Consider the following 21595-nt stretch of genomic DNA (forward strand, 5'->3'; position numbering starts at 1 on the left):
TGCCCGTGATGCGCGGGCCTGCCGCGACGCCAGGGCAGCCAGGCGCGGCGCCGCGCCGGCAGCGGGCGAGGAGGCGTCATGGAGATCATCAACAGCGACTACGAAGTCGGTTTTCTGTTGGTCGTGTTCGTGCTGCTGGGCGTGGTGCTGATCGGTGCGTTGCTGACGGCGATGCATCTGGAACGCTGGCACCCTCGGCTGATCGGCGCCGCCATCGGCGCACTGATCGGGATTGCGCTGATCGAAGCCGTGCCGATGCTGACGTGAGCGCGGGCGCGCGCACGGATCGTCGGTCCTTCCTGCCGGAGGCTACATGGCACACAGCATCGTGCAAATCGTCGTGGTGCTCGTGATCCTGGGGCTCGCGCTGCTGTTCTTCATCGAACGGCGCAGCCGCGACCGGATCCGCGAGCGCCTGCTGCACCGCTCCTCGCGGCGATCGCATCGCTCGCATACGCATCATCATCCGTGACGCCGCGCGTCGCGCCGGGCGCGCGTGCGTGCATGGACATGCCGGAATCCGAATCAATGCCGCGCATCACCCGACGCCGGCCCGCCTGTTACCGGCAGTCGCCGACCCGCTTGCCGCGCCAGGTCCATGCCATCGTGTACGCACCGGCCTGCGCATGCTGGCCGTGCATCTGCCCCTTGAGGTCGTAGCTGGTCGGCGTGACAGTGCCCGTGACGTTCGCCGTGCCGCGCCCCTGCGCGTTCGCGCATGACATCGCCACCTTCAGCGTCGTGCCCGCGTAATCCCAGTGCGTGATCGTGCAGGCGACGTTGTCGCGCCGCATGCGCGCTTCCATCGTCGCGCGGATGTGCTTCGCGTCGGCGTCGGTCAGGCACTGGTCGGGCACCGGGTCGCCCGACGGCAGCGGCTTGCCGTTCAGCGTATAGGCGGTGTCGTCGTGCCACATGCCCGGCGACACGGTTTGGGCAAACGAAGCAACGGCAAAGCCGGCAAGCCCGGCGGCAATCAGCAGTTTCATGATTTCGGTTTCGGCTCGGCATGCGCCCGCGCGGCCGCACCGGATGCGGCCGCACACGGCGACGTGGAACGACGGTTATTGCTGGACGAGTTCGACGCGGCGGTTTTGCGCGCGGCCCGCGTCGTCGCCGTTGGATGCCACCGGCGACAGCGACGCGACGCCCTTCGCGCTCAGGCGCGCGGGTGCGATCTTGTAGGTGGTCGCCAGCGCCTGCGCGACCGCTTCGGCGCGCTTCTGCGACAGGTCGGCGTTGCGCGCGAACGGGCCTTGATTGTCGGTATGGCCGACGATGTACACCTTCAGCGCCGGGTTCGCCGTCAGCAGCTTCGCCATCTCGTCGAGCTGCGCCTTCGATTCCGGCTTGACCTGCGCCTTGTCGGTATCGAAGTAGATGCCGTACAGCGCGACCTTGCCCGTTGCCGCCAGCCCCTTCTGCAACGCGCCCGAATCGAGCACCTTGACCTGGCCGGTCTGCATCGGCTTCACCTCGACGACTTCCTCGTAGACGAGCGTGCGCTTGTTCGACGCGGAATCGTCCATGATGTGCAGGAACACGTACGCATCGCCGGACGCACGCGACAGCTTCGCGAGGATCGTGCGGTGCTTGTCGCCGAAATTGGCCTGGCCGACACCCGGCTGCGCGACCCGGTTCGAGCTGATCACGACGCTCTGGAATTCAATACCGCCGGATTTCCCGCATTGCTCCTGCGTGCAGCGGAACAGGATCTGGAAACCGCCCTTCTGCAGCGCGTCGAGATAGTTGCGCTCCACTTCCAGCGTCGACTTGTCGCCGCCGATCGTGTACGAGACGCGCGTGATCCGGCCTTCCAGGCTGAGGCCCTTGGCGGTCTTGCGGTCGTCGATCGGCTGGTTCGGCAGGAACGCCTCGTCGAAGGCCGTCTGCGAGTATGCATTGATGGTCGCGCCCGCGAAACGCGTGAGCAGCGGATGATCTTTCGAGCCCGGCGCATCGCCGGCGGCGAAGGCCTGCGCGGACAGCGACAGCAGCGCGGCGGCGGACAGCAGGCGGAATACGGACGATGCTGCGTTCTTCATGGAGTCTCTCAGGATGGTTTGTTATTCGATCGGATGCGACGAAGCGCGCGCATATTACCAAATCTGTCCGGAGAGATTTTTGACGAATGAATGATTTTCGGTGGCCTACGGCGGGCTGGCTCCGAGGGTGTTCAAGGCCAGCCGAAGTGCGGCGCAAAGTTGACATTGCGACAGACTGCACACTCCCACTGCCCGCGCCCAAGTCCGTTCAGACCCTCGCGACTATCGCGTTAATTCTTTGCGCATTCTCAAACGAGGTGCCCATTTTGCGCGCACGGTCAACGCGTTGCAGTAAGCAGCTCGATTCGCCGCGATGGCGGCGCGAAAGCCGATATCACGACAGCAGGATTTGGCACGACAGCGTTAAAAAATTGCAGATAATCAAATACACCCAATATATACTGCAACCAGACAACGCCCTAGTCACCCTCAATGAGCAACAAAACAGTCCAGCGGTTGATGCAAGAGACCCGGCGCGGCTACCCCATCGATTCCGAAACGCTTCGGGACATGGGTGTGAGCGCGGCCCTGGCGTCGCATATGGTCAAGTCCGGCTGGCTGCAGCGCCTTTCGAAGGGTGTCTACCTGCTGACCGGTGACACGCCCTCACGAGACGGCATCATCGCGTATCTTGGCCGACGCGTCCCCGGCATCCACGTCGGCGGCAAGACCGCCCTCGCCTGGCAAGGTGTTCGCCACAATATCGCGTTCAACGAGAAGGTCGTTCTATGGGGCCCGAGGCCGTACCGCATCCCTTCATGGGTAGCGGAGCACATGCACTACACGTACCAGACCACGGCCTTGTTCGACGAATCGTTGCCCTACTCGTCTGGGCTGGCGGCGCTTCCTACAGGTGATCCTGACTTACTTGTGTCGGTGCCGGAGCGAGCGATATTGGAGCTCGCAAGCGACATCGGAAAAGGACAATCGATGGAGGAAGCAACCAACCTGGTGATCGGATTGCGCAACCTGCGCGTCAAGACGCTGGACATGCTGCTGCACCACTGTACGAGCGTGAAGGTCGTCCGGCTGGTGCGAGATCTTGGACAGGGCGCGGATTTTCCATGGGCGCAAGACCTTCAGAAGCATGTCAACCGCCTCGGCGAAGGCACGCGATGGTCGAACAAGATGAAAAACGGCAAGCGACTCACACTCAAACCGTGATGAACCCGACCTACGTAGACACCGTCCGGCTGATGCTCGCGATCGCACCGATCGTCTTCGACACGCCGCGCTTCGCGATGAAAGGCGGTACCGCACTCAACCTGTTCCTGCACGACATGCCGCGTCTGTCCGTCGATATCGACGTCGTGGTCACCGATCGAAGCATGAACCGAGAAGAAGCGCTCGAAGCGATCGACAAGGAACTGGATCGAACCCGCAAGCAAATCGAGGCCGAGGGGCATGCGACCAAGTTCTCGGCCGCCTCCTCATCCGGGAAAGCGAAGGGCGATGACGTGAAGCTCGTGGTCATTTCCGGCACGGCCGCGGTCAAGGTCGAGGTCAACTACATCTTCCGAGGCACGCTGCTTGAACCGGTCCGGCGCCCGCTCACGCAGCAAGCCGAAGACACCTTCAGCGCCAGCATCGTCGTCCCGACGCTTCATGAAGCCGAACTCTACGGCAGCAAGCTTGTGGCCGCATTGGACCGCCAGCATCCGCGCGATCTGTTCGACGTGATGCATCTGGTCTCGCGCCACGGGTTGCGCCCGGATATCGTGGATGCGTTCGTGGGCTACCTCTCCGGGCATAACAGGCCGATTCACGAGGTGCTCTTCGGACCGATGCATTCGATGGCGGAAGCCTATGAATCCGATTTCGTCGGCATGACCGCCGAACCCGTCGGCCTGGATGTGCTCGAGGCAACGCAAGAACGGCTCCATCGGGAACTGCCGGCGTCACTCACGGAGAATCATCGTCGATTCCTGATATCGCTGGTTCAGGCCGAGCCCGACTGGTCCTTGATGCCATACGAGCATCTGCGTGAACTTCCGGCACTGAAATGGAAGCTCATCAACCTCGAGAATCTCAAGAAGAAAAAGCCGAAGGTGTTCGAGCAGCAGGCGTCCGAGCTCCGCGAGCACTTCGCCAGGCTGGACAACGACACGCGCTGACGCCACGCGTCATCTTGCGCCACCTCCCGCCTACCCCACATTCATCGGCAGCAGCACCATCTGCTTGCCTTCGACATGCAGCCGCGCCTGCAGCTCGACGGGCGTCTGGTTGTGCAGCCACGCGGTCAGGAAGTTCACGCGCCGGAAGATCAGCTTGCTCGCGAAGCACACGCTGTTCGGGAATTCGTCGAGCGTCGCCGATGCGAGGTTCATGAACTCGACCACCGGGTTCGTGCCGAACGCGATCCGGTAATCGGCCGCGATGCCGTTGCGCCGGCAATGCGCGACGTAGTAGTCGAGCGCCTCGGTGATCGTGTGCCGCAGCCGTTCGAGATGCTCGTGCCCGTCGTACGCCTTCGCGTCGACCTCGCCCACCGCGAGGAAGATCACGTTGCGGAAGTGCCCCGGGAACAACCGGTTCACCCACAGCAGCGCGTGCATGCTCGCCCCACGATGCTTGCCGACCAGCAGCACCGCGGTCGGCTGGGACGGATCGGGCTTGCCCGGCGCCGTCGCTTCGTCGACGGCCGGCGGCGCGCCCGAGAACAGCGCATCCTCCTTCGCGAGCTGCGCGCGCGTCTCCGCGTAGTGGCGGTTGATCAGGAAGCACGCCGCGACCACCGCGCTCGTCACGAGCACCGTCAGCCAGCCGCCTGCCGTGAACTTCTCGACCAGCGTGATCCCGAGCACCGTCGCCGTCACGACCAGCCCGATCGACGTCAGGAAGAAAGGCTTGTACCAGCTGCGCTCCACGCGGCGCTGGCGCCACCAGTAGGTGCTCATGCCGAGCAGCGACAGGCTGAACGTGAGGAACACGTTGATGCTGTACAGCACGACCAGCACGTCGACGCTGCCGTGCGTCCACAGCAGGATCAGCAGGCTCGACGCGCCCACGACGATGATGCCGTTCTGCCGCACGAGCCGCGTCGACAGGTCGCGGAAATGGCGCGGCACCCACGAGTCGGACGCCATGTTCGACAGCACGGCCGGGCCGTCGAGAAAGCCGGTTTGCGCGCCGACCAGCAGCAGCCCCGCCTCGAACGCGAGCACGGCCCCGAGCAGCAGGTGCCGCGCGAACGCCGAGCCGAGCCCGAGCTGGTCGATCACGCTGCCGAACACGACCGCGTTGAGCGTCTTGCCTTCGACCGGCGCCGCGTGCCACAGCATGTAGAGCAGGATGATCCCGCCCGCGGTAAACGCGAGCGACGTCGACATGTACAGCATCGTCACCTTGCCGTTCGGCACGCGCGGCTCCGCGAGCATGTTCACGTTGTTCGACACGGCCTCGAGGCCCGTGTACGTGCCGCCGCCGAGCGAGAACGCGCGCATCAGCAGCGCGAGCATCACGAAGGTGCCGAGCGATTGCGACATCCCGTGCGCCTCGTGCACCGCGTCGGGCACGATCGCCGCGAGATGGTCGCCGTGCGCCGCCACGCCGTAGACGATCAGCCCGAAGTGCAGCACGACGAAGCCGATGAAAATCGGCAGCAGCACCAGGATCGACTCCTTCATGCCGCGGAAGTTGAGCCCCGTCATCAGCACGATCAGCACGATCTCGGTCGTCAGCTTGAACGCCTGCGCGCTCACCGGCAGCATGCTGTAGAACGCGTCGACGCCGCTCGCGAGCGACGTCGCGACGGTCAGCACGTAGTCGACCAGCAGCGCCGCGCCGGACACGAGCCCCGGCTTCGGCCCGAGCAGCGCGGTCGCGACGCGGTAGCCGCCGCCGCCCGTCGGGAACAGTTCGATCACCTGGTTGTAGCCGATCGCGATGATGAACACCGTCGCGGCGGTCGCAAGCGCGAGGAACAGCGCGAGCGGGGTGTGATGGCCGAGCGCGAGGAACGCCTCCTCCGGGCCGTAGCACGACGACGACAGGCCGTCCGCGCCGAGCCCGACCCACGCGAGCAGCGGCGTCACGGCGATCGCGTGACGCGTGCGCGGATCGAGGGGATCGAGCGGCTTGCCGACGAGTACCTGCCACATCCTCTGAAGTGCGGTCACGATCCCTCCCGATGGCAGACGCGCCGGCGTCGTCTTCTCCAAGGTAGGAGGGTTCGCAAGCGTCCGCCAGTCGGCACATTCCTTAGGGCGGCATGTGTGGCTGACGAGACGCTTTCAGTACACCGACGTCCGGCAGACAGTGTGCGATCGCCTCAACCAAGCTCGCCGAGCACGCGCGCCAGCATGCGCGACACGCCCGCGAACGCCGGATGCGGCGCGGTGATCACGAAGGTCGGAATCTTCGCCAGATAGCCCGCGAAGCGGCCCTTCGCCTCGAAGCGCGCGCGAAACGGCGACGCGTCGAACAGCGCACCGAGGCGCGGCACGACGCCCCCGCCTATATAGATGCCGCCGGTCGCGCCGAGCGTGAGCGCCAGATTGCCCGCGAACGTGCCGAGCATTCCGCAGAAACAGTCGAGCGTCGCGATGCAGCGCGCGTCGCCGGCAAGCGCCCGCTCGATGATCGCGGCGGAATCGGTTTCGCGTGCGGCACGCGCATCGCGCGCGGCGAGCGCCGCATGGATCACCGCGATGCCCGGCCCGGCCGCGAGCCGCTCGAACGACACGTGCGGCCAGCGCGTGCGCGCAAGGCGCAGCACATGATCCTCGCGTTCGTCGGCCGGCGCGAACGACGCGTGCCCGCCTTCACCGGACAGCGGCACCCACGCATCGCCCGCGCGCACGAGCGCGGCGACGCCCAGCCCCGTGCCGGCGCCGAGCACGCCGATAGCGCCGCCGGGTGCCGCCGCCCCGCCGCCGACCGGCCGCCGCTGTTCGTCGGACAAATGCGGGACGGCCATCGCCAGCGCCGAGAAGTCGTTGACCACGTGCAGCGTGTCGAAGCCGAGCGCGCGACGCGTCGCGTCGATCGAGAATCGCCAGTGATGATTGGTCATGCTGACGAAGTCGCCGTCCACCGGGTTGGCGATCGCGATCGCCGCATGCCGCACCCGCGCGCCGCCGGCATCGCGCAGGAACGCGCGCACCGCGTCGGCGATGCCGGCGTGATCGCCGCAGCGATAGACGCGCACGCCGCCGATCCCGTCGCGCGCGGTTTCCAGCGCGAAGCGCGCGTGCGTGCCGCCGATGTCGGCCAGCAGGCGCGGTTCGGCCGCGTGCATCATGCAGCGCGCGAGCGGATCGTCGCGGAGGGTCGCTTCGCTCATCGTGTCTCCCGGATGGTCATGGGTTGTCGATCCTGCCGGTCGTGCCGGTCATGGCACCTCCACGCCCCGCGCCGCCTCCAGCAGCGCGAACCAGTGCTCGCGCGCGAGCGTCAGCCGGGTCGCCGCCACCGCCTCGCGCAGCGCCGCGATGCGGCCCGACCCGACGATCGGCAGCGGCCGGCACGGCAGCGCGAGCAGCCACGCGAACAGCACCGTCGTCGCGCACACGCCGAGTGCGCCGCCGATCCGCTCGGCACAGGCGCGCACGCGCGCGGCGGCCGGCGACGCATCGGTCAGCACGCGCCCGCCCGCGAGCGGCGACCACAGCATCGGCGGGCTGCGCCAGCGCTGCGCCTGGTCGAACGTGCCGTCGTCGAGCGGCGCGAGATGCAGCAGCGAGCATTCGACCTGGTTCGTCGCGAGCGCCATCCCGTGCGCGGCCAGCCGGTCCTGCAGCAGCGCCGCTTGCGCCGGCGCAAAGTTCGAGATCCCGAACGATCTCACCTTGCCGTCGCGCCGGAGCGCGGCGAAGGTCGCGGCGACTTCGTCGGCGTCCATCAGCGGATCCGGGCGATGCAGCAGCAGCAGGTCGAGCCGGTCGGTGCACAGCGCGCGCAGCGACTGCTCGACCGACGCGACGACATGCGCGGCCCCCGTGTCGTAGTGCTTGACGCGGTGCTCGGGACGCTGCGCGGACACCGGGCGGATCCCGCACTTGGTGACGAGCTGCATTCGCTCGCGCAGCTGCGGCGCGTCGGCGAGCACGTCGCCGAACAGGCTTTCGGCCGCATAGTCGCCATAGATGTCCGCGTGATCGAAGCTCGTCACGCCGAGGTCGAGCGCCGCTTCGACCAGCGCACGGCGCTCGCCGCGCGACAGCCGCCAGTCGGCGATCCGCCACATCCCGAACACGATCCGCGAGAACGGCATCGCGTCGGCGCCCATCGCGATCGTCGTGCAAGGTGCTTGCGTCATGCTCACCACCACCATTCGACCTGCGCGCCGACCGTCGAGCCGCTGCGCGACGTGCCGAACACGCCGGTCGTCGACAGCGGATCGCCGGGCGCCGCCGCATCCTGCGCCGCCTTGTTCCAGCGCGCATACGTATAGAACACCCGGAACTCCGGCCGCGACCAGAACGAGCGGTCCATCGCGAGCGTCAGCGCGACGCTCGCCTTCAAGAGCGTGCGCGTCGGGCCGCCGGACGGCGTCACGCGGTCGTGCCCGAGGTCGCCCTGCAGCTTCACGTGGTGCGTGAACGCATACACCGGCCGCACGCCCATCGACACCCAGGTCTGCGAGCCGCCCGACGGCGCGATGTCGCGCTGCCAGATGCCGACCACCTGCCCGCCGAAGTCGCGCGTCGCCTGCCAGTCGAACGCGTCGAGCACGCGCACGCTCTTGTAGCGGGTGTCGTTCGTCAGCGTGCCCGTATAGCCGAGGCCGGTGCCCGGCCCGACGCCGTACTGGAACGCGAGCTTGTTCTTGCCGCCGAGCAGGTTGGTCTGCACGTGCTGCACCGTGACCGACCAGCCGCTGTGCGCGTCCTGCATCACGCCGCTGCCGTTCAGCACCGGCGCGCGTGCCGGGATGTACGACAGCCCGAACTGCAGCTCGCCGCCGGGGTTCGGGCGCACGCCGGACAGTTGCAGGTCGTGGCGCGTCGCGTAGTTCGGCTGGTCGATGTAGTCCTCGCGGAACAGCCCGTAGCTGAGCTTCAGGCCGCCACCGATCGGCACGTTCTCGATGCCCGCGCCGAGGCCGCTCGGGTTCCAGTAGTAGAAGTCGTTCATGTGGACGTCGTTGCGCCGGTAGTAGATGCGCCCGAACCAGATCCGCATGTCGTCGAGCCCCGGAAAATTGGTCAGTTGCACGTACGACTGCGGCAGGCGGATGCGGCCATGATTGCCGTCGAAAGTCGGCGTGCGGTCGAGATCGTTCACGAGGCTCGCCATGCCCACCGCCGACAGTTGCATCCCGTTCGCGAACTTGTAGAGCGTCTGGTCGATCTCCAGTTCGCTGTAGACCTGGCATTCGTTGCCGAGCCGGTACTTGCTCTGCGCGCCCGGCAACTGGAAGCAGGCCTGCGAGTGGCTGTCGCTCGTGCCGATGCCGGCCCGCAGGTAGCCGTGGAACTGCGTCCACGGCGTCAGCTGGTTCCAGGCCGACGACGGCGTCGGCGTCGCCACGTTGGCGGGGCTCGTGTCGGCCGGCACCACGCCGGTGGCCTGCGCGAGGCCGCCCGGCACGCCGTCCGCGGCGAGGGTCGTCGCGGAGTCCGGCGCGGCATGCAGCGCCGCCGATGCGGCGGCGAGCGACAAGGTCGCGGCGAGCCGCGTGAGCCTGAACGGGGTGCGTGCCGGGCCGCGCGTGCGGCGGCCTGCTTCGTCGATCATGTACGTGTCTCCAAACCGTGTTGTTGCGCCGCGTGCGATGCGCGGCGTCGTCGAATAGGTATGTGTGCTGCGTCGTCCGTGCTGCTGTTGACGGGCCGGCACGGTGGACGCGCCGCGCGCCGGCCCGGCGAAGCGTCAGCCGGCGACGTCGAGATCCAGCACCGGCGGCGCATCGGCGGCCGCGGGCCCCGGCGCATGGATGCGGATCGGCTCGCCCGCGGCCGCGCTCGCGTAGATCGCGTCGAGGATCTCCATCACGATCAGCCCTTCCTCGCCCGGCGCCGGATGCGGGACGTCGCACAGGATCGCTTCCGCGTAGTCGTACATCGCCGAATGCGCGCCGTCGGCGGGCGGGTTCAGGCGCATGTCGAACTGCGCGCCGTTCTGCTCGATGAAGATGTGCGCGTCGAACGTGTAGCCTTCGTTCAGGTTCTTCTGCAGCAGCCCCGCGCGCGTGCCGAGCAGGCGCGTCTCCATCAGCTCCGCTTCCTGGATGTTGGTCGCCCACGATGCCTCGAGCGCGAGCGTCGCGCCGTTGTCGAAGCGGATCAGCGCGGCCGCCAGATCCTCGACGTCGAACGTCTTGCCCGCGCGCGCCGCGAGTTCGCGCGCGATCGGGTCGTAGGTGCTGCCCATCACCCACACCGGCTTCGGATACCCCATCAGCCACAGCGCGAGGTCGAGGCGGTGCACGCCGAGGTCGATCAGCGGCCCGCCGCCCGCGAGCGCCTTGGTGCCGAACCAGCCGCCGAAGCCCGGCATCCCGCGCCGGCGGTGCCACATCGTGCGGCCGAAGTAGAAATCGCCGAACACGCCGGCATCGACCTGCGCCTTCAACGCCCGCGACTGCGCGCTGAAGCGGTACGAGAAGTTGATCATCAGCCGCTTGCCGGCGCGCTGCGCGGCGATCAGCATGTCGCGCCCCTCGTCCGCGTTCAGCGCCATCGGTTTCTCGCACAGCACGTGGCAGCCGGCGTCGAACGCGGCGAGCGTCAGCTCGCGATGGAACTTGTTCGGCGTGCACACGCTGACGACGTCGAGCTTCTCGGCGGCGAGCATCGCCTCGGCCGTCGCGTAGCGCGCGTCGATGCCGAACGCGTCGCCGACCTTCGCGAGCCGTTTCGCGTCGGGGTCGGCGATCGCGACCACGTCGACGTCCGGATGCTCGCGCCAGCCCTCGATATGCTTGCGGCCGATCCCGAGCCCGATCACGCCCACGCGCAGGCGGCGGCCGCGCGCAATCGCCGCCGCTTCCGGCAGCTCCACCTTGTAGTCGTCGTTCATGCGAGGTCTCCGGCGGTTTGCTGGATGCCGACCTGCGCGAACTGCGTGCTCTTCTCGCTGAGCGTTTCGAGCGGCGCCGTGTTCGGGCAGCGGTCGGCGAGGTTCACGCGCGGCGCGGCCCACTGCACCGCGTTCGCGATCACGCGCTGCACGTTGCGGTCGTGATAGGTCGGATACGCTTCGTGGCCGGGGCGGAAATAGAAGATCCGGCCGTGGCCGCGCTCCCAGCAGCAGCCCGAACGGAACACCTCGCCGCCCTCGAACCACGAGATGAACACGGTGCTGTCCGGCTGCGGGATGTCGAAGCGCTCGCCGTACATCTCCTCGTGCTGCAGCTCGAAGTACTCGCCGAGCCCGGCCGCGATCGGATGCGACGGCTCGACCACCCACAGCCGTTCCTTCTCGGCCGCCTCGCGCCACTTCAGCGAGCAGTTGGTGCCGAGCAGGCGGCGGAAGATCTTCGAGAAGTGGCCGGAATGCAGCACGATCAGGCCCATCCCTTCGAGCACGCGGCGCTGCACACGCTCGACGATCTCGTCGGAGACCTTCGCATGCGCCTTGTGCCCCCACCACACCAGCACGTCGCACGCGGCGAGCCGCGCCTCGCTGAGCCCGTGCTCGGGCTGGTCGAGCGTCGCGGTGCCGATCTCGAGCGGCAGCGCGCCGTGGCCGAGCGCCGGCGTCTCTGCGAGCGCGCTCGCGATCACCTGGTGAATGCCGTCCGGGTAGATCGCGCGCACGCCCGCGTTCTCGCGTTCGTGCTCGAACTCGTTCCAGACGATCACTGAAAGTTTCTTGCTAAGCATGACTATCCTTTTTATAAGGGTGGGCGCCGATTCGACAGCGGCCGCGCGCCGTGGCCGCCTGAAACCTGTGGGCCGCTTCGCCGCTCGCCGCGCTCAGGCGCTCGCGAGCGCCGGGGCGGCTTCGCGCACGATGCGCTCGGCCGCGCGGCCGTCCGGGTGAAACAGATGCAGTGCGGCGGCCGGCAGCTCGACGCGCACGCGCTCGCCGATCCGTGCGCCAGCGGCATCGGTCTTGGCGACGATCGGCTGCGCGCCCAGCGGCGTATCGAGGTACAGATAGGTGTGCTCGCCCATCTGCTCGACGTGCACCACTTCGCCGGTCACGCCGCCCGCGCCGCCGGTGCCGATGCGCACGTGTTCGGGGCGGATGCCGAGCGTCACGGCGGCGCCCGCCTGAAGGCCGTCGCCCGACACGTTCGCCGTCAACCCCTGCTCGCCGGCCCGCGCGCGCACTTCGCCCGCGCCGGCCGACGCGACGGTCGCCGGCAGGAAGTTCATCGCGGGCGACCCGATGAAGCCGGCGACGAACTGGCTGGCGGGGCGGTGATACAGGTCGAGCGGCGTGCCGATCTGCGCGATGCTCGCCACGCCGCCGCGCCCTTCGAGCGGCCGCAGCAGCACGATCTTGTCGGCCAGCGTCATCGCCTCGACCTGGTCGTGCGTCACGTAGATCATGCTGGTGCTGTCGAGGCTGCGGTGCAGCTTCGCGATCTCGACGCGGGTCTTCACGCGCAGCGCGGCGTCGAGGTTCGACAGCGGCTCGTCGAACAGGAACACCTTCGGCTTGCGGACGATCGCGCGGCCGATCGCGACGCGCTGCCGCTGGCCGCCGGACAGCGCGCCGGGCTTGCGTTCGAGCAGCTCGCCGAGGCGCAGCGACTCCGACGCGACGCGCACGCGCCGGTCGATCTCGTCCTTCGGCAGGCGCAGGTGGCGCAGGCCGAACGCCATGTTTTCGTAGACGGACATGTGCGGATACAGCGCATAGCTCTGGAACACCATCGCGATGTCGCGCTTGGCGGGCGCGAGCGTGTTCACGCAGCGGCCGTCGATCCACACGTCGCCCGCGCTCTGCTCCTCGAGGCCCGCGACGATCCTCAGCAGCGTCGACTTGCCGCAGCCCGACGGGCCGATGAACACGCAGAACTCGCCGGGTTCGACCGCGAGATTCACGTCGCTGAGGATGGGGGTCGCACCGAACTGCTTGTGAAGACCGCTCAACCTGATCTGACTCATGCTTTTTCTCCTGATCCTGACGACGGGCGCAACCCGCTCAACCCTTGACCGCGCCGGCCGTGAGGCCGGACACGATATGCCGCTGGAACACCAGCACCAGCAGCACGAGCGGCACGGTGACGATGACCGACGCGGCCATGATGGTTCCCCACGGCAGCTCGTAGCTGCTCGCGCCGGAGATCATCGTGATCGCCACCGGCACGGTGCGCTGCGACGACGAGATCGTGAAGGTGAGCGCGAACAGGAACTCGTTCCATGCCGACACGAACGCGAGCAGCGACGTCGCGGCGAGCGCCGGCCGCAACAGCGGCAGGAAGATCCGGAAGATCAGCGTGAACACGCCGACGCCGTCGACCAGCGCCGCTTCCTCCAGCTCGCGCGGCAGCTCGCGCATGAAGGTGACGAGGATCCAGATCGTGAACGGCAGCGTGAAGATCAGGTCCGACAGCACGAGCGCGCCGAGGCGGTCGTACAGGCCGAGCGCGCGGACCAGCTCGAACAGGCCCGACAGGATCGCGACCTGCGGAAACATCGACACACCGAGGATGCACATCATCAGCACCCCGCGCCCGCGAAACGACACGCGGCCGAGCGCATATGCGGCGAGCACCGACACCGCGAGCGACAGCGCCACCGCGCCGCCGGCCACGCACACCGAGTTCAGCAGGTACGCGCCGAACGGCTGGTCGCGGAACAACTGGCGATAGTTGTCGAGCGACGGGCTCGACGGGAACAGCGACGTATCGAACAACGCGTCGCCGTGCTTGATCGACGTGCCGATCATGTAGACGAACGGGAACAGCGCGATCACCAGCACGAGCGCCGACAGCAGCCCGTGGATCGCGATCTCGAACGGATGCTTCTTCATGTCAGGCCTCCCGCATGCGGCGATGGCTGACCGCCATGTAGCCGACCGTGAACAGCACGATCGTGAGGAACAGCAGCATCGCGGCCGCGGACCCGAAGCCCACCTGCTGGAAATCGATCAGCTGTTCGCGCACGTACACCGACATGCTTTTCGTGACCCGGCTGTTCGACGTCATCACGTAGATCAGGTCGAACACGCGCAGCGCGTCGAGCGACCGGAAGATCATCGCGACCAGCACGCCGGGCAGGATCAGCGGCAGCGTCACCGAGCGAAACACGCGCCAGCGCGGCACGCCGTCGACGCGCGCGGCCTCGTAGCAGTCGCGCGGCACCGTCTGCAGCGCGGCGAGCATCAGCAGCGCCATGAACGGCGTGGTCTTCCACACGTCGACGAGCACGATGGTCGGGAACACGAGGTGCGCATCGGCGGTGAACGCGAGCGGCTCGCGGATCGCGCCGATCGCCATCAGCATCGCGTTGACGATGCCGAACTGGTCGTTGAGCATCCAGCTCCAGATCTTCGCCGACACGACGGTCGGGATCGCCCACGGCACCAGCACCGCCGCACGCAGCAGCGTGCGCAGCCGCGACGGCACGTCGAGCAGCAGCGCGACGCCGAGGCCCGCGGCCGTTTCGAGCACGACGGACACGACGGCGAACAGCACCGTTTTGCCGACCGCCTGCCACCACGCCGGGTCGCGCAGCACGCCGGCCGCGCCGAGGTAGTTGTCGAGGCCGACGAAATGGCGCTGCGACAGGTCCGCGAGCTGCGCATCGGTCAGGCTGAACCACGCGGTGCGCATCAGCGGCCAGCCGGCGATCGCCGCCAGCGCGAGCAGCGCCGGCGCGACCAGCAACCACGCCTGGCGGCGGCGAGCCTGCGCGAGGCCTGAGCCGGTTCGCGCTGGCGCCTGCTCAAACGGAGGAGTACTACTAATCGGGATGCTACCGGTTCTCATGCGATGTCTCCTGCGGGGCCGGCGCCGTCAGGCTGCCGGCCGGATCGATCGGGCGTGGGCGCGGGGCGTTGCGCTCAGCGCCAGTTGCCGCCCGGCGCGAGCCGGTTCAGCGACGCGGCGAGCCGCGCGAGCGCGCCCGACGCGGTGTCGCTGCCGGCGAGCACGTCGTGCGCGGCGTTCCAGAACTGGTTGCTGACCTGGTTGTACTTCGCGCCGGTGACCGTCGACGGCCGCGCGACCGCGCTGCTGAAGGTCGGCAGCAGGTCGGCCATGAACGGGTTGGCCTGCAGGATGTCCTTGTCGTGGTAGAGCGCCGGCATGGTCGGATTGAACGACGCCTGCACCGCGCGCATCTTCTGCACCTCGGCGCTCGACAGGTACATCACGAGCTCGGCGGCCAGCTTCGGGTTCGGCGAATAGCGCGACACGGCGAGCTGCCAGCCGCCGAGCGCCGCGGCCGGGCGGCCGTCCGCGCCGCCCTTCGGCAGCGGCGCGATGCCCACCTTGCCCTTGATCGGGCTGCCGGTGCGATTGGCGATCGCCCATGCATACGGCCAGTTGCGCATGAACACCGCGTTACCGGCCTGGAACACGCCGCGCGCTTCTTCCTCGCCGTAGTTCAGCACCGCCTTCGGGCTGATCGTGCCGACCCACTTCGCCGACTGGTCGAGCGCCTTGACCGCGCCCGGGTTGTCGATCGTCACGCGGCCCTTGTCGTCGATCACGGTGCCGCCGTTGTAGCTCGCGACCCATTCGAGCGCGGCGCAGGTCAGCCCTTCGTACGCGCGCCCCTGCCACACGTAGCCCCACATCTTCTCGCTGCCCGCGGCGCGCTCGCCGGCCTGGATCTTGCGCGCGGTCGCGTCGAGCTCGTCCCACGTCGCCGGCACCTTCGCGCGGTACTTGTCGAGCAGGTCCTTGCGGTAGTACAGCAGCCCCGTGTCGATGAACCACGGCATCGCGACGAGCTTGCCGTTCACGGTGTCGTTCGCGACGATGCTCGGGAACGACTGGGCCTCCTGCCCCTTGCTGTACGGCTTCAGGTCGATCAGGTGGTTCGCGAGGATGCCCGGCCAGACCGTGTCGATCTGCATCACGTCGATCTTGTCCGAGCCGCTGCCGAGCAGTTGCTGGTACAGCGCGAGCGTCTCGCTCGAGTTGTTGGGCATGCTGATGAACTCGACCTCGTTGCCGGTCTTCTCGGCCCAACGCTTCGCCGAGACCTGGCAAATGTCCTGGTCGACGCCGGCCGCGCCGCACGCGATCCGCAGCGTCGCCGCGCCGGCCGTGCCGGCCATCGTCGCCATCGCGGCGAGCGTCATCGTCAGCAATCCAGCCTTGAGCTTCGTCATCGGGTGTGTCTCCAGTATCGTTCGAATCGTGCGACCCGGTGCCGCGCTCGCGCCGCCGGGTGCCGTGGGTGTATGAGACTCCAGTCCCGTTAATCGAAAATTTCGGAAACGCGGCCCGCCATTAACAATCGAAACAATCGGCCACGCGGCTCAGGCGAGCAGCGCGGCGAGCGCCGCGAGGTCGAACGGCTTCGGCACGAACGGCAGGTCCGCGCGCCAGTCGGGGTGGGCCTGGTGGATTTCGGGCGGCAGGCCCGAGGTCAGCGCGACGCGCTGCGCGGGCCAGCGCTCGGCGAGCCGCGCGGCGAACGCGATGCCGCTGCCGCCCGCGCCGAGCGAGATGTCCGACAGCACGAGCGTGACGGGGCCGTGCTCGGCGAGCCAGCCGAGCGCGGCATCGCCGGTCGCGACCGCGTCGGCCTGCGCGCCGAGCGCCGCGAACTGGCTGAGCGCCGTGTCGCGCACCTCGGGGTCGTCGTCGACCACCAGCACGCGCGCGCCGCCGGCCCGCGCGGCGGCGGGCGCGGCGGGCGCGGCGGGCGCGGCGGGCGCGGCGGGCGCGACGGGAGCGACGGGAGCGACGGGAGCGACGGGCGCGACGGGCGCGACGAGCACGGCGGGCACGGCGGGCACGGCGGGCGCCGCCGCATCGCGCCGCTCGGGCGCAGCGCTTTCCGGCAGCCACAGCTCGACCCGCGTGCCGCGGCCGACCTCGCTGTGGATCCGCAGGTCGCCGCCGCTCTGGCGCACGAAGCCGTACACGCTGCTGAGGCCGAGCCCGCTGCCCTCGCCCGCCGCCTTGGTCGTGAAGAACGGCTCGATCACCTTGTCGAGCAGGACCGGCGCGATCCCGCAGCCGGTATCGGTCACGCTCAGCACGACCGCGCCCGCGGCGGCCGCGCCTTCGCCCGCCATCGGCTCGCGGCGCGCGGCCAGCGTCAGCGTGCCGCCTTCCGGCATCGCGGCGGCGCTGTTGAGCGCGAGGTTCAGCACCGCATTCTCGAGCTGGCCGCGGTCGACGTTCACCCACAGCGGCTCGGCGGCCGGCTCCAGCACGACGTTCACGCGCTGGCCTGCCGAATATTCGACGAGATCGAGCATCTCCGCGAGCATCGCCCGCACCGACATCCGCTCGGCCTGCAACGGCTGGCGGCGCGCGAACGCGAGCAGCCGCCGCGTGAGGCGCGACGCGCGCTCGGCCGCGCGGCGCGCCCGCTCGGCCATCGTCTGCGCGTCCCGCTGCCCGTCCAGGCGCGGCAGCAGCAGCTCCAGGTTGCCGAGGATCGCGACCAGGAAGTTGTTGAAATCGTGCGCGACGCCGCCCGTCAGCTGGCCGAGCACGTCCATCTTCTGCGCCTGGCGCAGTTCCGCCTCGACCGCGCGCCGGCTCGTCAGGTCGCGGCACACCGCGACCCAGCCGCCGTCCGGCAGCGGCTGGCAGTGGAACTCGAGGATCCGCTGGTCGCGCAGGTGCAGTTCGGCCGACGCGGCGATGCGTGCGCCGTCCGACGTGCGGGTCGCGGTGTCGCGCGACACCTCGCGCCAGCGCGCGGGCGGCGCGATCGCGCGCCGCAGCGCCGCGAGCGGCAGGCCCGCCCGCAACGCGTCGGCGTCGATCCCGAGCAGCGTCGCGAAGGTCGGATTCCACGCGATCAGGCTGCCGTGCGCGTCGTGCACCGACACGCCGTCGTTCATCGAGTTCAGCACCGACTCCTGCAGGCGGCGCTGCGCCTCGAGCCCGTGGGTCAGCCGCTCCTTCTCGATCAGGTTGGTGCGGAACACCTCGAACGCGCGCGCCAGTTCGCCGATCTCGTCGGGCCGGTGCGTCGACGGCATCCGGTCCGACGTGATGCCCTTCGCGAGGCGCGCCATCACGCGCGTCATCGCCTGCAGCTTCTGCAGGATGCGGCTCGCGTACGCGACGCCGAGCAGCGCGACCGCGACGCCCGCGATCGCCAGCAGCAGCAGCCCCGACTGGCTCGACACCGCGACCTTGCGCACCTTGTCGCTGCGCTCGCTCGCGATCTGCCGCAGGCGCTCGACGTAGCGCGCCGACTTGCCGCTCAGGTGGTCGGCATGGCCGCGCAGCAGCGTGACGAGGTAGCCCGTCTGCGCTTCGCTCGCGAGAAACTCGCGGCGCACCGCGAACACGCTGCGCGTGCCGCCGTCGAGCTGCTGCAGCGCGTCGGCGAGCGCCGGCTGGCGACGATCCTCGCCGCGTTCGCGCACGCGCAGCCACAGCGCCTCGTTGTCGCTTTCGGCGCTGCCGAGCTCCGCCGCGTTCGCGGCCTGCAACGCGCCGGCGGTGCGCGCCCAGATCTCGAGCAGCGTCGGCGCGCGCTGCGCGATCAGGCTCTTGTCGCGCGCGATGCGCTCGCCGATGCGGTCGTTCGCGATGCGCAGCTCGCCCAGCTCCTCCTTGAGCTGCCGCTGCCGGCCCGACACGATCAGCAACCGCGCGAGATCCTGGTCGATCGCGTCGAGATCGTCGACCACCGCGAGCCGCTCGCCGGCCTTCGCGGCCGGGCCCGGCTGCCGGCCGAAGCCCGGCGACAGCCGCCGGATGTCGCCGAGCAGGCCGCGCAGCAGCTCGGTGTCGTTGTGCAGCAGGTCCGGCGAATCGGTCAGCATCATGCTCGGCGCAACCGCCGCAAGCTGCGCGACCTTGTCCGACAGCTCCAGCGCGCGGGCGATCTCGGGTACCACGTTCGCCTCGTACTCGTCGAGCGCGTTCTGGTTCGCGCGCATGCCGAGCACGCCGACCACGACGACCGCGAGCGTGATCCCGAACAGCAGCAGGAAGGTCGCGATCAGCTTGGCGCGGACACTCCACGGCGGCAACAGCCGGAACGGGGCGCGCATCGCGTCACACGCGCACGACGGGCACCGCGAACACGTAGCCGACGCCGCGCTGCGTGCGGATGTAGGTCGGCTGCTCGGGGTTCGGTTCGATCTTGCGGCGCAGCCGCAGGATCAGCACGTCGATCGTGCGGTCGTAGACGTCGATGCCGAAGCCGCGCGTGTGTTCGAGCAGCTGGTCGCGCGACCACACGCGCGACGGCTGCTGCACCATCGCGGCGAGCAGCTCGAACTCGCCCTGCGTGAGCGCGCACGCGCCGGCCGCGCCCGTCAGCGTGCGCGCGGCGAGGTCCATCGTCCAGCCGTCGAAGCAGAAGCGCGGGCCGCCGCCGTTCGCCGCGGGGCGCGGCATCGACAGCTCGGTCGTGCGCCGCAGCTGCGCGCGCACCCGCGCGATCAGCTCGCGCCCGGAGAACGGCTTGGTGACGAAATCGTCGGCCGCCGTTTCGAGGCCGAGCACGCGGTCCGTCTCGTCGCCGAGGCCGCTGATCATGATGATCGACACGTCCGAGCGCCGCCGCAGCTCGCGCGCGACCGTCATGCCGTCTTCCCCGCGCAGCTTCAGGTCGAGGATGACGAGCGCGTGCGGCGCGGCCGCCAGCTTCTGCTGCATCTGCGCGGCGCTGTCGACCGCCGACACCTCGAACCCGGCTTCTTCCAGCACGCCCTTCAGCCAGGCGCGCACCTCCGGATCGTCGTCCAGTACCAGGATCCGATGTTTTTCTGACATGCGTGTTCTCCTCCATGCCGGTCGCGCGCGCCGATGGGTCGACGTTCCACCCGGCCGCCCGGTGCGGGCCGGCACATCCGTCGGTATGAGGCGGGGCCGCTGCCGATCGCGCGGCCCCCGCCGGAAGCGAATGTTGGCCGATACCGGGCGAACCTGGCAAGGTCCGGCGCCGGCAGGCCGCGGCCGGAACACGGGCGCGGGGCGTCCAACGTCACGAAATCGCGGCGGAAATGCGTCGCGATCGGTGAATACCCTGCCCCGGGATCGACGGCCGGCCGCGCGCGCGATCGCATCCGGCCGCCCCGCGCGGCGCGGTATCGGCACGATGCGCATCACGTCGCATCGACAAAACCGATCCCGGTGCGGCAATCGACATCGAATGCGCGATCGCCGCGCGATTCGCATCGGCATTCAATCACGGCCGATTCGAATTCCGTGGTAAAGCCACGCGCGGCATGTCGCCGCGAACAGCGCGCTCAAAAAAATTCTCGAGCGAAATCCCCGCATCGCCGCCCGGCATGCCGCCCCGCTCGACCGTGTCGGCCAGCGCCCTCACTGCCAAAACGATTCAACAGACGAAATGCTTGCACATCACCGATTCGCGCCCGGCCACCAAAAATCCATGAAAAACCGCGCGCCGGCATTGCGTCGCATTCGCGCCCGCATTCGCCGGCATGCGACGGAAATGCGATTCCCGGCGTCATCGAAAACCCCGCCCCAATCCCGATCGATCGTGCGTATCCGCCGATTTCGTGCGCGCAACAATGGTATTGCCGCGCGACAGGGAGCCATGCGGCCGTCTTGCCATTCGCATGGATCGCGTACGCGGCGGTTTCACAACGCCAATCACTTTCCAACCGAGGACACATCCATGCAACTCCAATCACACCCTGCATGCCGGCCGTTCCACGAAGCCGGCGAATTGACGCAACTGATGGCCTACTACGAAGAAGGCCGCAATGTCATGTGGATGATGCTTCGCTCCGAACCGCGACCCTGCTTCAACCAGCAGCTCGTGACCGACATCATTCACCTCGCGCGCGTCGCGCGCGAGACCGGGCTGCCGTTCGACTTCTGGGTCACGGGCTCGCTCGTGCCCGAGCTGTTCAACGTCGGGGGCGACCTGAGCTTCTTCGTCGACGCGATCCGCAGCGGCAGGCGCGACCTGCTGATGGCCTACGCACGCTCCTGCATCGACGGCGTGTGCGAGATCTACTCGGGCTTCGGCACCGGCGCGGTGTCGATCGCGATGGTCGAGGGCAGCGCGCTCGGCGGCGGACTCGAGGCCGCGCTCGCGCATCACTACGTGCTCGCGCAGAAGGGCGTGAAGCTCGGCTTCCCCGAGGTCGCGTTCAACCTGTTCCCGGGCATGGGCGGCTATTCGTTCGTCACGCGCAAGGCCGACCGCCGCGTCGCGGAAGACCTGATCACGAACGGCGAGCCGCACGTCGCCGAGTGGTACGCGGATCACGGGCTGGTCGACCAGACCTTCGATGCGGGCGACGCGTATCTCGCGACGCGCACCTTCATCGACGTGCTGCGGCCGAAGCTGAACGGCGTGCGCGCGATGCTGCGCGCGCGTCAGCGCGTGTTTCCGCTGTCGCGCTCGGAGCTGATGGACATCACGGAGGACTGGGTGCGCGCGGCGTTCACGATCGAGCCGAAGGATCTCGCGTACATGGAACGCCTGGTGATGCTGCAGAACCGGCGCGTGTCGAAGCTGCGCCCGGTGTAATCCCGGCCGTCGATGCCTGACGGCACGGCCTTGCGGGAAAGT

The 21595-nt window shown here is 68.7% G+C and carries 19 protein-coding genes and 1 pseudogene; 5 read left to right on the top strand and 15 right to left on the bottom strand.

The window, feature by feature from the left end; translation table 11 throughout:
• Window positions 1-78: 78 nt before the first annotated feature.
• Both HWY45_RS03450 and HWY45_RS03455 read left to right on the top strand, forming a co-directional pair.
• The gene (locus HWY45_RS03450; RefSeq protein ID WP_059564116.1) at window positions 79-267 is read left to right on the top strand and encodes a hypothetical protein; all 189 of its coding nucleotides are present in this window, start codon (window positions 79-81) and stop codon (window positions 265-267) included.
• 46 nt (window positions 268-313) lie between these two features.
• On the top strand, window positions 314-472 hold the full coding sequence (locus HWY45_RS03455; RefSeq protein WP_167361394.1) for a hypothetical protein: 159 nt from the start codon (window positions 314-316) through the stop codon (window positions 470-472).
• A gap of 88 nt (window positions 473-560) precedes the next feature.
• Here the strand turns inward: HWY45_RS03455 and HWY45_RS03460 are convergent, their stop codons facing one another.
• Both HWY45_RS03460 and HWY45_RS03465 read right to left on the bottom strand, forming a co-directional pair.
• Complete coding sequence (locus tag HWY45_RS03460; protein ID WP_059886448.1) at window positions 561-989, bottom strand: DUF3617 domain-containing protein; 429 nt, start codon at window positions 987-989, stop codon at window positions 561-563.
• A 75-nt stretch (window positions 990-1064) separates the two neighbouring features.
• Window positions 1065-2045 carry an OmpA family protein gene (locus tag HWY45_RS03465; protein ID WP_059886380.1) on the bottom strand — a complete coding sequence of 327 codons (981 nt, stop codon included), beginning with the start codon at window positions 2043-2045 and terminating at the stop codon, window positions 1065-1067.
• A gap of 432 nt (window positions 2046-2477) precedes the next feature.
• Here HWY45_RS03465 and HWY45_RS03470 point away from each other — a divergent pair, with 432 nt between their 5' ends.
• Both HWY45_RS03470 and HWY45_RS03475 read left to right on the top strand, forming a co-directional pair.
• Window positions 2478-3209: a type IV toxin-antitoxin system AbiEi family antitoxin domain-containing protein gene (locus HWY45_RS03470; RefSeq protein WP_059886378.1), complete on the top strand. Its 732-nt coding sequence runs from the start codon at window positions 2478-2480 to the stop codon at window positions 3207-3209.
• On the top strand, window positions 3209-4159 hold the full coding sequence (locus HWY45_RS03475; protein WP_059886376.1) for a nucleotidyl transferase AbiEii/AbiGii toxin family protein: 951 nt from the start codon (window positions 3209-3211) through the stop codon (window positions 4157-4159). The genes HWY45_RS03470 and HWY45_RS03475 overlap by 1 nt, the downstream gene beginning before the upstream one ends.
• A gap of 30 nt (window positions 4160-4189) precedes the next feature.
• Here HWY45_RS03475 and HWY45_RS03480 read toward each other — a convergent pair whose 3' ends face one another.
• The 13 genes and pseudogenes from HWY45_RS03480 to HWY45_RS03540 all read right to left on the bottom strand — a co-directional run bounded on the left by HWY45_RS03480 (window position 4190) and on the right by HWY45_RS03540 (window position 20233).
• Window positions 4190-6145, bottom strand: a complete 1956-nt coding sequence (locus tag HWY45_RS03480; protein ID WP_375861841.1) for an APC family permease — start codon at window positions 6143-6145, stop codon at window positions 4190-4192.
• A gap of 185 nt (window positions 6146-6330) precedes the next feature.
• Window positions 6331-7329, bottom strand: a pseudogene (locus HWY45_RS03485) (glucokinase); the annotation flags it as partial.
• A gap of 48 nt (window positions 7330-7377) precedes the next feature.
• Window positions 7378-8319 carry an aldo/keto reductase gene (locus HWY45_RS03490; protein WP_059886372.1) on the bottom strand — a complete coding sequence of 314 codons (942 nt, stop codon included), beginning with the start codon at window positions 8317-8319 and terminating at the stop codon, window positions 7378-7380.
• Window positions 8307-9725: a maltoporin gene (locus tag HWY45_RS03495; RefSeq protein WP_175038446.1), complete on the bottom strand. Its 1419-nt coding sequence runs from the start codon at window positions 9723-9725 to the stop codon at window positions 8307-8309. Before HWY45_RS03495 ends, HWY45_RS03490 begins: the two co-directional genes overlap by 13 nt.
• A gap of 135 nt (window positions 9726-9860) precedes the next feature.
• Window positions 9861-11009 (bottom strand): Gfo/Idh/MocA family protein, encoded by a 1149-nt coding sequence (locus HWY45_RS03500; RefSeq protein WP_059886370.1) that lies wholly within the window; start codon window positions 11007-11009, stop codon window positions 9861-9863.
• On the bottom strand, window positions 11006-11815 hold the full coding sequence (locus HWY45_RS03505) for a ThuA domain-containing protein (RefSeq protein WP_059886369.1): 810 nt from the start codon (window positions 11813-11815) through the stop codon (window positions 11006-11008). Before HWY45_RS03505 ends, HWY45_RS03500 begins: the two co-directional genes overlap by 4 nt.
• Before the next feature lie 93 nt (window positions 11816-11908).
• On the bottom strand, window positions 11909-13051 hold the full coding sequence (locus HWY45_RS03510) for an ABC transporter ATP-binding protein (protein ID WP_059886368.1): 1143 nt from the start codon (window positions 13049-13051) through the stop codon (window positions 11909-11911).
• Window positions 13052-13088: 37 nt separating this feature from the next.
• Complete coding sequence (locus tag HWY45_RS03515; RefSeq protein WP_059886366.1) at window positions 13089-13919, bottom strand: carbohydrate ABC transporter permease; 831 nt, start codon at window positions 13917-13919, stop codon at window positions 13089-13091.
• A 1-nt stretch (window position 13920) separates the two neighbouring features.
• Window positions 13921-14877 carry a carbohydrate ABC transporter permease gene (locus HWY45_RS03520; protein ID WP_059886365.1) on the bottom strand — a complete coding sequence of 319 codons (957 nt, stop codon included), beginning with the start codon at window positions 14875-14877 and terminating at the stop codon, window positions 13921-13923.
• Between the two features lie 74 nt (window positions 14878-14951).
• Window positions 14952-16229 carry an ABC transporter substrate-binding protein gene (locus HWY45_RS03525; protein ID WP_059886362.1) on the bottom strand — a complete coding sequence of 426 codons (1278 nt, stop codon included), beginning with the start codon at window positions 16227-16229 and terminating at the stop codon, window positions 14952-14954.
• 150 nt (window positions 16230-16379) lie between these two features.
• Window positions 16380-19091, bottom strand: coding sequence for a hybrid sensor histidine kinase/response regulator (locus tag HWY45_RS03530; RefSeq protein WP_059886360.1), 2712 nt, complete (start codon window positions 19089-19091; stop codon window positions 16380-16382).
• A gap of 4 nt (window positions 19092-19095) precedes the next feature.
• Window positions 19096-19818, bottom strand: a complete 723-nt coding sequence (locus HWY45_RS03535; RefSeq protein ID WP_059886358.1) for a response regulator — start codon at window positions 19816-19818, stop codon at window positions 19096-19098.
• A gap of 211 nt (window positions 19819-20029) precedes the next feature.
• Window positions 20030-20233: a hypothetical protein gene (locus HWY45_RS03540; protein ID WP_059886356.1), complete on the bottom strand. Its 204-nt coding sequence runs from the start codon at window positions 20231-20233 to the stop codon at window positions 20030-20032.
• 456 nt (window positions 20234-20689) lie between these two features.
• Between HWY45_RS03540 and HWY45_RS03545 the strand changes: the two genes are divergently transcribed.
• Window positions 20690-21553 (top strand): crotonase/enoyl-CoA hydratase family protein, encoded by an 864-nt coding sequence (locus tag HWY45_RS03545; RefSeq protein ID WP_059564120.1) that lies wholly within the window; start codon window positions 20690-20692, stop codon window positions 21551-21553.
• Window positions 21554-21595 lie beyond the last annotated feature (42 nt).

The sequence above is a fragment of the Burkholderia stagnalis genome, from assembly GCF_902830275.1.
Classification (GTDB): domain Bacteria; phylum Pseudomonadota; class Gammaproteobacteria; order Burkholderiales; family Burkholderiaceae; genus Burkholderia; species Burkholderia stagnalis.